The 16,406-nt window shown below is 61.5% G+C and carries 8 protein-coding genes and 1 tRNA gene; 7 read left to right on the top strand and 2 right to left on the bottom strand.

Annotated elements, in window-relative coordinates:
• Nucleotides 1-64: 64 nt before the first annotated feature.
• On the bottom strand, nucleotides 65-2,743 hold the full coding sequence (ppdK, locus tag O7A70_RS30550; RefSeq protein ID WP_337143663.1) for a pyruvate, phosphate dikinase: 2,679 nt from the start codon (nucleotides 2,741-2,743) through the stop codon (nucleotides 65-67).
• 224 nt (nucleotides 2,744-2,967) lie between these two features.
• On the opposite strand from ppdK, the gene O7A70_RS30545 reads away from it, so the two are divergent.
• From O7A70_RS30545 to O7A70_RS30520, 6 genes are all read left to right on the top strand, one after another.
• Complete coding sequence (locus tag O7A70_RS30545) at nucleotides 2,968-3,312, top strand: VOC family protein (RefSeq protein WP_337143662.1); 345 nt, start codon at nucleotides 2,968-2,970, stop codon at nucleotides 3,310-3,312.
• Between the two features lie 127 nt (nucleotides 3,313-3,439).
• A tRNA-Gln gene (locus tag O7A70_RS30540) sits at nucleotides 3,440-3,514 on the top strand.
• A 490-nt stretch (nucleotides 3,515-4,004) separates the two neighbouring features.
• Nucleotides 4,005-5,453, top strand: a complete 1,449-nt coding sequence (locus O7A70_RS30535; RefSeq protein ID WP_027145931.1) for a TolC family protein — start codon at nucleotides 4,005-4,007, stop codon at nucleotides 5,451-5,453.
• A 39-nt stretch (nucleotides 5,454-5,492) separates the two neighbouring features.
• Nucleotides 5,493-7,625, top strand: coding sequence for a type I secretion system permease/ATPase (locus O7A70_RS30530; RefSeq protein WP_337143661.1), 2,133 nt, complete (start codon nucleotides 5,493-5,495; stop codon nucleotides 7,623-7,625).
• Between the two features lie 50 nt (nucleotides 7,626-7,675).
• A complete protein-coding gene (locus O7A70_RS30525; protein ID WP_337143660.1) occupies nucleotides 7,676-8,965 on the top strand; it encodes an HlyD family type I secretion periplasmic adaptor subunit in 1,290 nt (429 codons plus the stop codon).
• Complete coding sequence (locus tag O7A70_RS30520; RefSeq protein ID WP_140718022.1) at nucleotides 8,955-9,596, top strand: ribbon-helix-helix domain-containing protein; 642 nt, start codon at nucleotides 8,955-8,957, stop codon at nucleotides 9,594-9,596. The genes O7A70_RS30525 and O7A70_RS30520 overlap by 11 nt, the downstream gene beginning before the upstream one ends.
• A gap of 132 nt (nucleotides 9,597-9,728) precedes the next feature.
• On the opposite strand, the gene O7A70_RS30515 is transcribed toward O7A70_RS30520, so the two are convergent.
• A complete protein-coding gene (locus O7A70_RS30515) occupies nucleotides 9,729-10,682 on the bottom strand; it encodes a transglutaminase-like cysteine peptidase (RefSeq protein WP_337143659.1) in 954 nt (317 codons plus the stop codon).
• Nucleotides 10,683-11,005: 323 nt separating this feature from the next.
• Here O7A70_RS30515 and O7A70_RS30510 point away from each other — a divergent pair.
• Nucleotides 11,006-16,406: beta strand repeat-containing protein (locus O7A70_RS30510; protein WP_337143658.1), on the top strand; the 5,401-nt coding region annotated here is incomplete at its 3' end.

Raw genomic sequence — 16,406 nt, 5'->3', positions numbered from 1 at the left:
TTACGCTCATGTCGCCAGCACGTTCGCGTGAGTTTTCATACAAAACCGTAAGCTTCGTACCGGTCTAGCCGCGTCCTGTCTTTGCCGCGTGCACCGCGGCCTGCGCTGCCGCCAGCCTGGCGATCGGGACGCGATAGGGTGAGCAGGAGACGTAGTCGAGCCCGACATCCTCGCAGAAGCGGATCGACGAGGGATCACCACCATGTTCGCCGCAGATGCCAAGCTTGATGCCAGGCCGCGTCGCCCTGCCCTTTTGCGCCGCCATGCGCACCAGTTCGCCGACACCGTCGATATCGAGGGAGACGAACGGATCCTGCTCGATGATGCCCTTCTGGCGGTAGGTTTCCAGGAAGGAGGCCGCGTCGTCGCGCGAGATGCCGAAGGTGGTCTGGGTGAGGTCGTTGGTGCCGAAGGAGAAGAACTCAGCCGACTCCGCGATGACATGGGCACGGATCGCCGCGCGGGGGAGTTCAATCATCGTTCCAGTGAGGTAATCGATCTTGACGCCGCTCTCGTCCATGACGCTCTTGGCGACCGCATCGATACGCGCCTTCACATACTCGAGTTCCTTCACCAGGCCGACCAGCGGCACCATGATCTCGGGCACCACCAGCGCGCCGGCTTTCCTGCCGGCCTCGACGGCCGCCTCGAAAATGGCGCGCGCCTGCATCTCGGCGATCTCCGGGTAAGAGACGGCGAGCCGACAGCCGCGATGGCCGAGCATCGGGTTGAATTCGTGCAGCGCCTCGGTGCGCTGTCTGAGCTTGTCGGGCGATACGTTCATGGCGGCCGCGACTTCGGCGACTTCCGCTTCCGTCTTGGGCAGGAATTCGTGCAGCGGCGGATCGAGCAGGCGGATCGTCACCGGCAGGCCGGCCATGATCTCGAACAGCTCCAGGAAATCCGAGCGCTGCATGGGCAGAAGCTTGGCCAGCGCGGCGCGCCGGTCCTTCTCGGTGTCGGCCAGGATCATCTCGCGCATGGCGACGATGCGGGCGCCGTCGAAGAACATGTGCTCGGTGCGGCAAAGGCCGATGCCCTCGGCGCCGAAAGAACGCGCCATGCGCGCATCGAGCGGCGTTTCGGCATTGGTGCGCACCTTCATGCGGCGCACCGCGTCCGCCCACTCCATGATCGCGGCGAAATCGCCTGACAATTCCGGCTGCAGCATCGCCACGGCGCCCTTGAGCACCTGGCCGTTGCCGCCATCGATGGTGATGATGTCGCCCTTGCGGAAGGTTTGTCCCATCGAGAGCAGCGTGCCGGCCCTGTAGTCGACACGCAGCGAGCCGGCGCCCGAGACGCAAGGCTTGCCCATGCCGCGCGCAACGACGGCGGCGTGGCTGGTCATGCCGCCGCGCGTGGTCAGGATGCCTTCGGCCGCATGCATGCCGTGGATATCTTCCGGACTGGTCTCTATGCGCACCAGGATCGCCTTGCGTCCTTGCGTCTTCAGGTCCTCGGCATCGCCGGAGGAAAAGACGATCTCGCCGGTGGCGGCTCCCGGCGACGCCGGCAGGCCGACGCCGATGACGTCGCGCGCGGCTTTTGGGTCGATAGTCGGGTGCAGCAACTGGTCGAGCGAAGCCGGATCGATGCGAGCGACCGCCTCCTCCTTGGTGATCAGCCCGTCCCTGGCCATCTCGACCGCGATCCTGAGTGCTGCCTTGGCGGTGCGCTTGCCGGACCTTGTCTGCAGCATCCACAATTTGCCGCGCTCGATTGTGAATTCGAGGTCCTGCATGTCGCGGTAGTGCTTTTCCAGGCTGTCGGAGATGGTGACGAAGGACTGGAAGGCGTCCGGCATCAGCTTCTGCAGTGACGGCTTGTCGGAACCCGCCGCGATGCGCGCCGCCTCGGTGATGTTCTGCGGCGTGCGGATGCCGGCAACGACATCCTCGCCCTGCGCGTTGACCAGGAACTCGCCATAGAGCTGCTTTTCGCCGGTCGACGGGTTGCGGGTGAAGGCAACGCCGGTGGCCGAGGTCTCGCCCATATTGCCGAACACCATGGCCTGGACATTGACCGCCGTGCCCCAGCTTTCGGGAATATCGTGCAGGCGCCGGTAGGTGATGGCGCGGTTGTTCATCCAGCTCGAAAACACCGCGCCGATCGCGCCCCAGAGCTGCTCGTGCGGATCCTGCGGGAACGGCTTGCCCAGCTCTTCCTCGACCTTGGCCTTGTAGAGCGCGATGACGCCTTGCCATTCGATGGCCGTCAGCTCGGTGTCGAGCTCATGGCCGAGGCTGGCTTTCTGGTCTTCCAGGATTTCCTCGAACACCTCGTGATCGAGCCCCATGACGACATCGGAATACATCTGGATGAAACGGCGGTAGCTGTCATAGGCAAAGCGCGCATCGCCGGAATCGGAGGCCAGCGCCTCGACCGTCTCGTCGTTCAATCCGAGATTGAGCACGGTGTCCATCATGCCGGGCATCGACGCCCGGGCGCCGGAACGCACCGAAACCAGGAGCAGCTTCGACGGGTCGCCGAACCGGCGGCCAGTCAGCCGGCCGATATGGTCGAGCGCGACGGTGACGTCGGCTTCCAATCCCGCCGGGTAGGCACGGCCATCGGCATAGTAGGCATTGCAGACCTCGGTGGTGATCGTGAAGCCCGGCGGCACCGGCAGGCCCAGGCTGCACATCTCGGCCAGATTGGCGCCCTTGCCGCCCAACAGATTCCTGTCGCCGGCACGGCCTTCCGCCGCACCATCGCCAAAGGTGAAAACCCATTTGGTCATGCTTTGCTCTCCGGTTGCAGGAGATTGGAAAGATTGGCGAAACGGAAAGCTCCGCCCGTGTCCCACTTCGAGCGATATGATGCTGCAGTGCGAAACGCAAGCGCCGGGCAAGTCGTCGGGTCGCTACAATCGATTAAGAAAAAGCCATCGCCCGGGATGCGTCAAAAAGACTTGCCACCTGATGGTTCGATGTCTAGAACATAAAGGGAACAACGAGGTGCCTCATGAAACAGCCTGGAAAACTGGACTATCTGGAAATGCCGGCGACCGGCGGCACGTTGGACCGGATGAAAGGCTTCTACAGTGCCGCCTTTGGCTGGTCGTTCACCGACTATGGGCCAACCTATTCGGCCTTTGCCGAGGGGCTGGACGGAGGTTTTCAAGCCGATGCGGAAGAAGCGCCGGCCAAGCCGCTGCCTGTGCTTTACAGTGAGAATCTGGAAGAAACCCTTGGCGCCGTCGAAAGCGCCGGCGGAACGATCGTCAAGCCGATATTCCCATTCCCAGGTGGTCGACGCTTCCACTTTGTCGACCCAGCCGGCAACGAGTTGGCTATGTGGTCCGTATGATCCGTTGTGGATCGTCTGGCGGCCATCGCGCTGCTGGTCAGCCGGGTGCTTTCGCGGTCGCTCATAAGCATTGTGCTTTTCGGCTGCTCTGCTAATAACGCGCCCGCACAGCGACTCTGACGGCTATTGGGGCGTCGCCAAGTGGTAAGGCATCGGTTTTTGGTACCGACATTCCCAGGTTCGAATCCTGGCGCCCCAGCCAAACACAGACTTCATTGAGACCGAAGCACGCACCGAATCGACCCTGCTCACCCAAGAAATGTCCGCTCGGCCGTGCCTCGGCGATCTCGCCAGCCACGTAGATGTCAAAGCGCGACCAGAACATGCTGGCAATGGGGGTGGCCGGACAAAACCCTCCTTCGCCTGAGTTTGTTAAGGGTGCCCTTATTGCCTGCGAGAGCAATTTTATTTGCAGACGGGCGTACTCGTCAGCATGTTGTCAGAACAGGCTTGCTGTTTGCCATCGCTATATCTTGTTGCGGTGCTTCAAGTTTCGACACCGGCACTTGATCCCGCCGACATCTCAAATGTGTGCTATTTTTGCTACATTTTTTGGCCGTCTGCCCAAAATCTATCGTTTAGTCACAGCTTAATAATGAAACGTCCACGTTAATTTGTAAGATAGCGAACAAAGCCAGGCGCCGAGCCCGGCTGGGGCGCTCTTGAAAGAGCGGGGAAACGTGGGTGGGAAAATGAAGACGACAGGTCTGTCGACCAAGGTCATGGGCGTTGGCCTCTTGATGACGGCTACCATGCTGAGCTGCTGGGGCGCGCATGCATTGACGCTCAAGGAGGCCATGGCGGTTGCGGTGGAATCCAACCCGGAAATCGGCCAGGCCATCGAAAACCGTGAGGCGATCGAGTTCGAGCTGCGGCAGGCGAAAGGGCTTTATCTCCCAAGCGTCGACCTGCAGGCATCTACTGGTGCTCGGCGCCTGGACAACTCCTCCCGCCGAGCGCTTTCGATCGAGCACGATGCGCTTTATCCCGCGGAGACCGATCTGACGGTTTCACAAACGCTTTATGACAGCGGCGCAAGGCGAGCCGAACTCAACCGTCAGGCCTCGCGAGTCGATGGCGCCTCGTTCCGCGTGCTGGAGCGATCCGAGTTCATCGGGCTGTCGGTTGTCCAGGATTACCTGGAATACATGCTTCAGGGCTCGATCGTGGCAGAGGCAAAGAAGAATCTGGGCTTTCATCAAGCGATTCTCCACGACATCAGGGAAGGCATCGCAGGCGGCGGGTTGAACGAGGCCGACCGGCAACAGGCCGAGGAGCGCTTGTTTGCGGCCAAGGCCCGCATGCAGGAAGCCTCCGAGGAACTCGAGGCCTCGAGGATACGCTTCTTCAAGACAGTCGGGAAACCGCTGACCAATGCTTCGCGGCCTGGCGATGTTTCCTCCGCGCTGCCAAGGTCCCTAGATGACGCACTGGGCATTGCGCGGGAGAACAATCCGCGCGTCCACATGGCCAATAGCGATATTGCGGCCGCGGCCTCGCAGGTTGACGCCGCTCGGGCGAAATACGGCCCCTCGATCGTCGCCGAAGGCACCGCCCGGGCCGGATATGACATTGACGGCGACAATGGAGACACGTCCGATTTGCAGGCACGATTGGTGCTGCGTTGGAACCTGTACCGCGGCGGCATCGACAAAGCGAATGAGCAGGAGCAAATCCGCCGCGCCAGCGAGCAGCGGCTTGGGCTGCATCAGGTTCTGCGGGAGATCGAAGAGGCCGTTCGCACGTCTTGGGATCGCCGCTTCCGGCAAGCCGATCTGGCAAAGACCTTGAAGCTGCAAGCCGCTTCCAGCGAGAAGCTGGTTGCCTCTTATCGCGAGCAGTTCAAGGTCGGACAGCGCTCGCTGCTCGATGTGCTGGATGCGCAAAATACACGGTTCAACACAGCGACGCTGGCGGACACCGCGTCCTACGCATCCCTCTTTGCCCAATATCGGCTTCTGGCAGCGACCGGGCAGTTGCTGAAAACGATGGACATCCATCCGCCAAAGCAGGCCACGGCCTACGCCAAGGACGAATTTGCTGTTCCGGCGAACGCGGACACCGAAACCTATGCACGGACCCCGTCGGAACAGACGAACGATATACCTTTCGACATCCTTGCCCCGGTCAGGAAGAAGTGAGCCGGTGTAAGGGGGGTTGAGGGTCCTGGCGGGCGGGTCGTGAATCAGCAGCCACATATTCTGTCGCCCAAGGAGGCATTCAAGGCCTGCTTTTCGGCGGTTGCCGCCTATCTCGGCAGGCCGAGCGCGGAAACCGTGCTGTTTGCCGGGGTACCGATTTCGGACACGCGCATCGAGGTCACCGAGATCAGGCATCTTGCCGAACGCATCGGTCTCGAGACCCACGAATTCAACCATCGCGACTTCTTGCGCGGTCGCGTCGATCTTCCGGCAATTCTCTTCCGTGTCAGCCAGTTGCCGATCGCCCTGCTGGCGGAAATCGACGGCGACGGGTATCTCACTGCCCCGCAGGAAGACGGGCGCACGACTGTCGGCAAATCCGAGCTGGCCGCAAGTTACATCAGCGGCGGCGTATCCTTCTCGATCACCTATGCCAACGCCACCGAGGGCATGAAGGTCGGGTCGGCGCAGCAGATCGAACGGCGCCATTGGCTGACGGGAACGATGGGCGCTTTCTGGCGCACCTATTCGAAGGTCGTGCTGTCGGCGATCTTCATCAACCTGTTGGCCATCGCCTCGCCGATCTTCACCATGAACGTCTATGACCGCATATTGCCGAACAAGGCGATATCGACGCTCTGGGTGCTGGCGATCGGTATCGGTGCCGTCATTCTTTTCGACCTGCTTCTGAAGACGGCGCGGGCCTCGCTCATCGACTATGCCGGGCGCAAGGCGGACCTGCGGATATCGTATTTGCTGTTCGAGAAGGTGCTGAATTCATCCTTGTCCGCGCGTCCGGGCTCGACCGGCGAATATGCCAACCGTGTCACTCAATATGAGTTCGTCAGGGAGTTCTTCACCTCCAACACCATCAGCGTCTTCATCGACACGGCCTTCGTCTTCATCTTCCTGCTGGTCATCTACGCGATCGGCGATTGGTTGGTCGTCATACCGGCCTTGGCATTCGTGGCGTCGGTGATAGTCGGCCTCGTCACGCAACGCCGCATCGGCAAACGGGTCGCCGCGTCGATGAACGAGGCATCCCAGCGCCAGGCCTTGCTGGTCGAGTCCATCTCCACGCTGGAAACAATCAAGTCCCTGCGTGCCGAAGCCTACTTGCTGAGGAAGTGGGGCGAGCATTCGAAGAATGCGGCCAACACCTCCGAGAAGATCAAGCAGCTCTCGGCGGCGGCCGGCAACATCACCCAGGCCATCCAGCAGCTTGTGACGGTCGCCCTGGTCGTGGCCGGAGCCTATGCCTTTTCGGAAGGGCACGTTTCGACAGGAGCCATTATCGGCACGGTGATGCTGGCGAGCCGGGCCGTGGCTCCGCTCGGCCAGATCGCGATCACCTTGTCGAGATTTCGGCAGGCCATGCTCTCCTTGAGAATGGTGAATTCCATCATGGCCCAACCGGAAGACCGGCCGGACACGGTGGGCTTTGTCAATCGCCCGATCCGCAATGGGGCGATGACGTTCAAGAATGTCGGCTTCGTCTACCCCGGCTCGGAAAACGAGGTTCTGTCCGGCCTGAACTTCTCGGTGAAGCCGGGGGAGCGCATCGGCATCATCGGCCGCATCGGGTCAGGCAAGACGACGATGGGACGCCTGATCGGCAGGCTTTTCCTGCCGAGTTCAGGCGAGCTGCTGCTGGATGGCATCGACATCCGCCAGTATCACCCGTCGGAGGTGCGCGCCGCCGTGGGAATCGTCGCGCAAGCCGGCGATCTGTTTTCGGGCACCGTGAAGGAGAACCTGCTCATGGCAGCTCCCGAGGCGACCGACGAACAGATCATCGAAGCCGCAAAAGCCGCCGGCGTCGACGAGTTCGTCTCTCGCCATCCACGCGGCTACGACATGAATGTCGGCGAGCGGGGCACCAATCTTTCCGGCGGGCAGAGACAGACGGTGGCGATTGCACGGCTGCTTTTGACCAAGCCGAAGATCGTCTTTCTGGATGAACCGTCCGGCTCGATGGACCTGGCTTCGGAACGACAGCTGATCAAGCAACTCAAGACGGCATTTGACCGCAACACGACGCTGATCGTCTCGACGCATCGCTTCAGCATGCTCGAATTGGCTGATCGCCTTATTGTGGTCGAGCAAGGAAAGATCGTTGCCGATGGGCCAAAAGAACAAGTCATTCAGGCGCTGCAGAGAACAAATACCTGAATGAACAAATTATATCGGGCTGAAACCGATATAATAACGGGGCGTAGGAAATGCTTGCCAGAGAAGACCGCCCGCCGCTTTTTGCGACGGCGTCCATATTCATCATAGCGGCGCTCTTCGTCGCCTTTGTCGCTTGGTCATCATTCGCCGAGGTCGACGAGATCGCGCGTGGCGACGGCAAGGTCATACCGGCCTCCAAGACCCAGGTCATCCAAGCCAGCGAGCCGGGCGTCGTTCAGGAAATCGCCGTTAAGGTGGGGCAGGTCGTCAGGAAGAACGACCTTATCATTCGTCTCGACAACACTTTGAACACGTCCAGCCTCGGCGAACAGCAGGCCAAGGCGCGGGCCCTGCAAACACGGATCGCCAGGCTCAAATACGAACAGAGCGGCAGCATCACCGGATCGTTTCCGTGTCCGCAGGACATTCAGGCGGTGGCACCGGAAATCTGCGACAACGAGCAAAATCTCCTCGTTGCCCGGCGCGAAAACTTCGACAACAAGCTGTCGGTGCTCAAGTCGCGCCTCGACCAGCGCGAAAAGGAACTCGACGAGGCGAACGCCAATGTCGACCGATTGACAAAAAACCTGGCTGTGAGCGACCAGCAGGCGAAGCTGGTCGAGGCGATGGTCAAGAAAGGTCTGATGGCAAGGACCGAGCAGCTCAAGGTCGAGCAGGAGCAAACCGAACTCAACGGCCAATTGAACCTGGCCGGCGAGACGATAAAGAAAGCCAAGTCGGCGATCACCGAGGCGCAGCTTCAGGTCGAGGAACTCGGGCTGCAGTTGAAGCAGGAAGCGCTCGATGACCTGACGCAGGCCTTGGCCGATCTTTCCGTGGTGGACGAAACCATTCGCGGCGCGACCGACAAGGTCGCGCGAACGGATATCCGTTCTCCGGTGGACGGGATCGTCAACACGATGGAACTGAACACCGTCGGCGCCTTCGTCCAGCCCGGAACTGTCGTAGCCGGCATCGTGCCCACTTCCGAGACATTGCTGGTCGAAGCACGTGTTTCGCCCCGCGATGTCGCCTTTATCCGCCCCGACCAGGATGCCTTGATAAAGGTCACGGCTTACGACTTCTCGATCTTTGGCGGCATCGAAGGCAAGGTTTCCAACATTACCGCGGACAGCCTGGTCGATCAGAAGACGGGCGAGCCCTATTACCAGGTGCGTGTTTCAACCGACAAATCGACACTGGAGCGAGACGGAAAGGCATATTCGATCATCCCCGGCATGATCTGTTCCGTGGATATCAAGACCGGACGCAAGACGATCCTGAGCTACCTGCTGAAGCCGATCAACAAAGCACGTCAGGAGGCAATGAGTGAGCGCTAGCGCCATCTCTCCCCCGCCCCCCGAAGACCGTTTGCTTCTGCCGCTGCCGACAGAAGATTTCGAGCTCGAGTTCCGCGTCGTGGCGCGCGGCGGCACAAGGCGCGGCATCCGTCTGGAACGGGCTTTCTGGCTTTCGCTGAAACAGATGGCCGAGAGCCGCAAATGCACCATCGGCATGCTGGTCGACGAGATCGCCGAAAGTCACGCGGAGAACGGAAACCTGACCTCGGCAATTCGGGTGGCCTGCATTCGCGCGTTGGGACACGAGAACCTGAATTTGCGCAGGCTTGCGTCGATCAGGACGGTAAACGCCATTCTGCTTGCCTGTCCGTCGCCGGCTTTCGCCTTGGCATCGACCAAGAAGATCGTGACGTTCAATGCGCCATTCCAGCAATTGGTCAAACGGCAGTTGCCGACGGCATTCGACGGAGACACGCGGCAGGATCTGAAGCTGGCGCTGGATCTCAACGTGGCGGATATATTCGCGCGCCTCGACACCAACGGTGACGTTGCCGTTGCGAGCGGATTTGTGATCGGCGCCGGCGAGCGCCGTTACCGGGGCCAGCTGAACGTGGTGCGCGCGCCGGTGCTGGACCTGGAATTGCTGATGGCTTTTGTCTTCAACGGCTAGAGCCGCTCATCGTTTCGCGGAACCGTTCTATCTCTTTGTCTTGATGCAATTTGCCCAAGCAAAGCGCTACGCACTTTTCCTTGAATTGCTCCGAGCATTCAGCCGGGGACAAACAGCGACCGCGCTTTGCCTTTACTTGACTTCCATCTGCGCGCCTTCGCCAGGCGCGACGGTTTCGAAGCCGCCCTTGACGTCGGCCATCTGCGCGGCCCCCGGTTTGGACCCATGGATCCATGCCCGGTCGGTGCTGAACGAGTACAGTGGCTGATAGTCCGGAAGCGAGCTGTCCTTGAGCACCGTATTGTTGAGACTGTCGAGAATGTAAGCGCCGCTTGCAGTGCTCACCGAAAGCACGGCGTGGAAGAAACCTCGCTTGCGGTCCTGGAGAACGACGAGCGACATGCTGCGCGCCGGAATGCCGGCCCTCAGCAACGCCGTCATCTTGAGGATGGCGAAGTCCTCGCAGTCGCCGGCGCGATTGGCGAGGATCTCCGAAGGCTTCGCCCAATAGTCGAGCTTGCCGTAAACGACGCTGTCCTTCCTGTAGGCGATCAGGTGGTTGATGCCGCTGTTGATGAACGACAGTTTTTCGACAAACCCCTTGCCTTGGGCAGCCGAAACCATGGCCGCGAAGGCCGGGCTCTTGTGGTCGCAGGGACTGCCGGCGGTGCAAGCGGTTATGGCCTGGTAGACCGGTGCCCAGCGCGCCGAAACCGGAAAATTGCGCATGGACAGCGCAACCGACCCGAACACGCCCGGGATAATCGACGCAGTCTGCATCGGGTCGATATCCCTACCTTCTTGCGCCATCGAGGCGCTGGACCGGTCTTGCGCGGAAACGGGATTGTAGCCGTTCAGGACGAGGCTGATCTGGTAGGCGGCGGCCGGCTGCCAGGGCTGGTACCTCCGCAGCGAAATGCCGCCGAGACCAGGCGGCGCCTGGACCGTCCCAAGCAGTGCTGTTTCGGGCAGGAAATCCCTGATGACCGGCCCGGCAAGGGCTGGCTGCGTCGCGCCGGCTATCCCCAGTGCCAGCAGAAGCAACTCGAGTTTTCTCTTCCCCGGAGCATTCTTTTGTTTTTTCATGACGCCCACCTTTGACCGTGGACGCTACCAATCTTGTCTCAAATTACTGGAAATGAAGGTGGATAACTTTCCCGCAAAGTGATTTTGCTATTTTGTGTAAAATTTTATACGTATTTATACTTCTATTTACCAAGTTTTTCGCGCTAGTCGTGGCAAAGCGCCGCGCATTCCAAGCAAGATATAACTGATTATATGCTCACAGTTTACCAAGCGTAAAAAAAGTCATCGAACGCATATCCAAATATATAGAATGGATTGACGGACCGTTGCAAAGTCGAGGCGCCGCCTGTCTCTTTCCGGGAAATGCCGGAGGGGTTAAAGCTATGACGACCAGTATTGAGTTGGACAACGTTTCGAACTCGTGGGACGAGCATTCCGTCTCCAACGATCACCACGACCTGACAGCGCCGATCCAGTTGGTGGCGCAGGCCGCGCCGGCCGAGCAAGCAGCGGCGCCGGCTCAAACAGCGCCGGCAGCGGCCGAGCCTGTGCCGGTCGATGTCGGCGGCGGCGCGCCAGCGGCTGCTCCGCCAGCGGCGAATGCCCCCCACGAATACGTGGCTGACGCAAGCAACGTCGTAAAGCTTCCCGCCAACGTCTCGATCGACAACATCAAGGTCGACGGCCACAACCTCGTGCTCGAGCAGGCGGACGGCTCGGTCATCGTCATCAAGGACGGTGCCCTGAATGTGCCGACCTTCATCATCGGCGAAGTCGAAGTGCCGCGTGTGGCCTTGATCGCCGCGCTGGAAGCAAGCCATGTCGATGTCGCCTTCGGCGCGGACGGCTCGATATCGGCGGGCCCGGGAGGTTCGACCTCGAGCGCCGGCGGCAATTTCGAACAGCCTGCCGGCGGGATCGGCGACGGCTTCGGCCTGTCGGCCCTCCTGCCACCAACGGACCTGCAATTTGGGCAGCCGGATCATCGCGAATTGTTCCCGAGCCTCCTGGAGAACGATTCCACTCCCTCCATTGGCGCCATAGGGGAAGCGACGGTCCATGAGGCCGGCCTTCCGGCCCGTGGTGGCGAGTCGGCCGGCTCGGATGCAGCGTCGGATTCCGAGACGATATCGGGCACGATCGGGTTCACCTCGCCGGACGGCGTGTCGGAAGTGACGCTGGGCGGCCATGTGCTGACCGGTGCCCCGCAGACCTTCAGCGACGCTACCGGCTCGCTGACCGCAAGCTATGTCTTTGATGCTGCCTCGGGCGTTGGCACGATCAGCTACTCCTATACTCTCGGCGACAACACCTCGGGCGACAATACGAGCGTGAATTTTGCGGTTGGAGTGACGGATGGCGATGGCGACACGGCTCCTCCCGGCAACCTGGTCATCAACATCATCGACGATGTGCCGACGGCCCATGCCGACAGCAACGACGTGACCGAGGGTGTCCTGCTCACCGTCACGGCCGCGGCCGGCGTGCTGACCAACGACGTTGCCGGCGCCGACGGCGCCACCGTCAGCGGCGTGCGCGCCGCTGGTGCGGACACTTCAACCGCTGTGACCGGCGGGGTCGCCACCGACATAGCCGGCCTGCACGGCACGCTACATCTCAACGCCGACGGGTCCTACACCTATCAGTCGACCGCCAACAACATCACCTCGGCGACGACCGACGTCTTCGTCTACACGATCAAGGACGGCGACGGCGACCTGTCGACCACGACGCTGACCATCAATCTCAGCGATGCCGGGCTGGTCGCTCCGGCCGACAGCGACGTCACCGTCAACGAAGCAGCACTCGACCTCAACAAGGATGGTGCCGATCTCGCCGCCGGTACCGTCACCGGCTCGCTGCCGGGATCGACCGCCGAGACCGACGCGACCAACCAGCTCAACGCCTCGGGCGGCGTCGGCGCGCTCACCTATACGGAGCAGACCACCGTCGGCACCTACGGCACCATCCATATCAATACCGATGGCAGCTATGTCTACACGCTGACCAGCAACCATCTCAACGCCCAGGCCGATGACGGTGCGCAGACCATCTCGGGGCTGGAGAACTTCACCTATACGGTCACCGACAGCGTCGGCAATTCCACCACGGGCACCATCACCGTCAACATCATCGACGATGTGCCGACGGCCCATGCCGACAGCAACGACGTGACCGAGGGTGTCCTGCTCACCGTCACGGCCGCGGCCGGCGTGCTGACCAACGACGTTGCCGGCGCCGACGGCGCCACCGTCAGCGGCGTGCGCGCCGCTGGTGCGGACACTTCAACCGCTGTGACTGGCGGGGTCGCCACCGACATCGCCGGCCTGCACGGCACGCTGCATCTCAACGCCGATGGGTCCTACACCTATCAGTCGACCGCCAACAACATCACCTCGGCGACGACCGACGTTTTCGTCTACACGATCAAGGACGGCGACGGCGACCTGTCGACTACGACGCTGACCATCAATCTCAGCGATGCCGGGCTGGTCGCTCCGGCCGACAGCGACGTCACCGTCAACGAAGCAGCGCTCGACCTCAACAAGGATGGTGCCGATCTCGCCGCCGGCACCGTTACCGGCTCGCTGCCGCTCCTGACCACCGAGACCGACGCGACCAACCATCTCGACGCCTCGGGCGGCGTCGGCGCGCTCACCTATACCGAGCAGACCACCGTCGGCACCTACGGCACAATCCATATCAATACCGACGGCAGCTATGTCTACACGCTGACCAGCAACCACCTCAACGCCCAGGCCGATGACGGTGCGCAGACCATCTCGGGGCTGGAGAACTTCACCTATACGGTCACCGACAGCGTCGGCAATTCCACCACGGGCACCATCACCGTCAACATCATCGACGATGTGCCGAAAGCCATCGGCACGGCCCAGCTCACGGCAAATGTCGATGAGGACGGCCTCCACAATGCCCAGTCTGTCGGCAATGTCGACAATTCCCAGCCCGGCGAAGTAGCCGGGACCAACTCGGCCATTGCCACAGGCGCCGCCGGTGCCTTGAATCTTCTCGTCGATTTCGGTGCGGACGGTCCGAACCCGACATCGGCCTTTGGGCTGGTCACGCAAGCTGCTCCTTCCGACTCCGGCATCGACTCGAAGGGCGCTGATGTCCTGATTGTCTCCGACGGCACCACGCTCACCGGCTATGTCGATATCGGCGGCGGAGCCGGCTACCAGGCGGGCACGGACAGACCGGTGTTTACGCTGACTGTCGGCGCCGACGGCTCATACGTCTTCACGCTGATCGATCAGATCGATCATCCGACGCTGAACGGCGCCGTGGGTGACAATACGGAAAACACGCTTGCGAATGGCGGGATCGATTTTTCGTCATTCATCATTGCCAAGGATGGCGATGGCGACACCGTCGAACTGGCGGCCGGCACGTTCAAGGTCCAGGTACTCGACGATGTTCCGCAGATCACCGCGCGGGATGCCGCCACCACGACGACCACCACCACGGAAACGATCGTCTACACGCTGCAGGCCGGTAACACCGATGTTCGCGGCATGGACGGCGCCGGCAATCACGACATCAAGCTGTCCGGCGTCGACGTCAATGAGGGCGACAATTCCGTCAACACCACCGGCACCAAGATCGGCGTCGGCGACGGCCAGATCATCGATGGATACGAGACCCATCCAGGTGTGACCGGACCTGAAATCCTGACCATGGATTTCGTCAACAACATCGTGGTCACGGCCAACAATCCAAATCCGCCGACCATCACCGATAGCGGTTCCTATGATGTGTCATCCGTCGCCTTCACCATAGACGTCGCCGAAGCCAAGGGCATCGAGAGTGCGGTCCTGTTCATCGGCGCTAAGGATGGCGGCGTGTTCGAGCCGTTCACCGTGACGGTCAATGGCGTGCTCACAGCCGGCACCGCCGTCTTCGAAGGCGGCGTGCAGGTCGGCTACGCCTTCGCCGGGGTACCGGATGGCGCTACCGTGGAAGTCGTGGGCAGCACCCCATTCGACCAGCTCAAGGTGGGCAACTACAACAACTTCACGTTCGATTCCAATGCGGGCGGCACCGATGCCACCTTGAGCGGCGGGAATCCGTTCAAGATCTTCGGCATCGAGGCGAAGATCACGACGGTCACCACACAGACCGAGGTCTTCCGGGTCAGCCATGACGAATCTGCCGGCGTCAACAATTCCGCCGACCCCAATCCGGCCAACGATACGGCCCTGCCCCCGCCGGCTCTGGTCCAGGAGGCTGACGCGCTCGGCTATGCGAAATCGTCGGCAAGCGCGCTCGGGCTCTTCAACGCCTCGGTCGGCGCCGACGAAAATGCCACGTTCTCCTTCGCGGTGACCGATGCCAACGGCAATGCGCTCGTCAATGTCGATTCCGGACTGAAGACGATCGGTGGCGCCACAATTCTGCTCTCGACGAACGCCGACGGCGTTCTCGTGGGGTCGGCCAACGGCGTCGACGTATTCAAGGTCTATGTCGACCCGACCGGCGCGGTCTGGATCGGCCAGTATCAACCGATCGCGCACAGCATCGACGGCGGCAGTGCGGCTGCCTTCGACGACATCGCGACCATCGCCGCCGATCTGCACGTCAAGGCGACGATCACAGATTTCGACGGCGATTCGACCACCGCCGTTTCCCATGTCGCCCTGAGCGTCGAATTCCAGGATGACGGCCCGGCGGCCGTCAATGATCAGGATTCGGTGACCGAGGACGGACCGACGACGGCTGACGGCAATGTCGTTACCGGCACCGGCGGCAGCGACGCCAATATCACCGACGGCCACGCCGACCATCTTGGCAGCGACGGCTTCGGCGCGATCGCCTGGGATGGCGCTGTCACCAACCACGTCAACGGGATTTACGGCCAGCTGACAGTTGGCGCCGACGGCAGTTACAGCTACGCGCTCTATACGCAGGCCCAGAATCCGGCTGCCTATGCCGCGGTCCAGGGTCTTTCGGCGAGCCAGAGCCTGAGCGAAAGCTTCGGCTACACCGTGACGGACGGCGACGGCGATACTTCGCCGGCGTCCCTGACGATCACCGTCAATGGTGCTGATGACATCACCACCATTTCAGGCCTGACTTCTCAGGCGGATGGCGGCGACGCGACGGTCGACGAGAAGGGACTGCCGCCACACGGATCCAATCCCGCAGGGTCGGGAGAATTGTCCGACAGCAATCCAAACAACAATTCCGACCATTCGGAAACCGCCGTCGGCACATTCGCCTTCACCTCGCCCGATGGCCTGGGATCGCTGCAGGTCGGCACGACCAGCATCACCTATGCCGCTCTGGCCAATTCCGGTTCGGTTCCGGTCGTCATTACCGGCGGCCCGGCCTATGGCACACTCACGATCACGGGCTTCAGCGGAACAAATGCCGGCGGCACTGTCATCTACAGCTTCACGCTGACCGACAACGTTGCGCATCCGGGCGTGGGGATCACCGGCGCAGCTGACCAGCTTTTCGCCAACTATGGCGTTGTCGTCACCGACGAAGATGGCAGTGCATCGAACTCGACGCTGTCGATCGCCATCAATGATGATGGACCCACCGCCCATGTCGACAGCGGCAATGTCAATGAAGGCGCGTTGCTCAGCGTTGCCGCCGTTGCCGGCGTGCTGGTCAATGACATCGCCGGTGCCGACGGCGCCACCATCGACGGCGTGCGCGCCGCAGGCGGCAACACAACCACCGCCGTATCGGGTGGCGTCAACACCGACATCGCCGGCCTGCACGGTACGCTGCATCTCTACGCAGACGGCTCCTACACCT

It is taken from the genome of Mesorhizobium sp. Cs1299R1N1, assembly GCF_037179655.1.
Taxonomy (GTDB): Bacteria; Pseudomonadota; Alphaproteobacteria; order Rhizobiales; family Rhizobiaceae; genus Mesorhizobium; species Mesorhizobium salmacidum.
The sequence above is the reverse complement of the archived record's forward strand: the minus strand, read 5'-3'. Positions and strand labels throughout refer to the sequence as shown.

What these genes read in the sequence shown, in the direction of transcription:
- ppdK (WP_337143663.1), bottom strand. Translation starts at nt 2,743, where the DNA reads ATGACCAAATGGGTTTTCACCTTTGGCGATGGTGCGGCGGAAGGCCGT.
- O7A70_RS30535 (WP_027145931.1), top strand. Translation starts at nt 4,005, where the DNA reads ATGAAGACGACAGGTCTGTCGACCAAGGTCATGGGCGTTGGCCTCTTG.
- O7A70_RS30545 (WP_337143662.1), top strand. Translation starts at nt 2,968, where the DNA reads ATGAAACAGCCTGGAAAACTGGACTATCTGGAAATGCCGGCGACCGGC.
- O7A70_RS30525 (WP_337143660.1), top strand. Translation starts at nt 7,676, where the DNA reads ATGCTTGCCAGAGAAGACCGCCCGCCGCTTTTTGCGACGGCGTCCATA.
- O7A70_RS30515 (WP_337143659.1), bottom strand. Translation starts at nt 10,682, where the DNA reads ATGAAAAAACAAAAGAATGCTCCGGGGAAGAGAAAACTCGAGTTGCTT.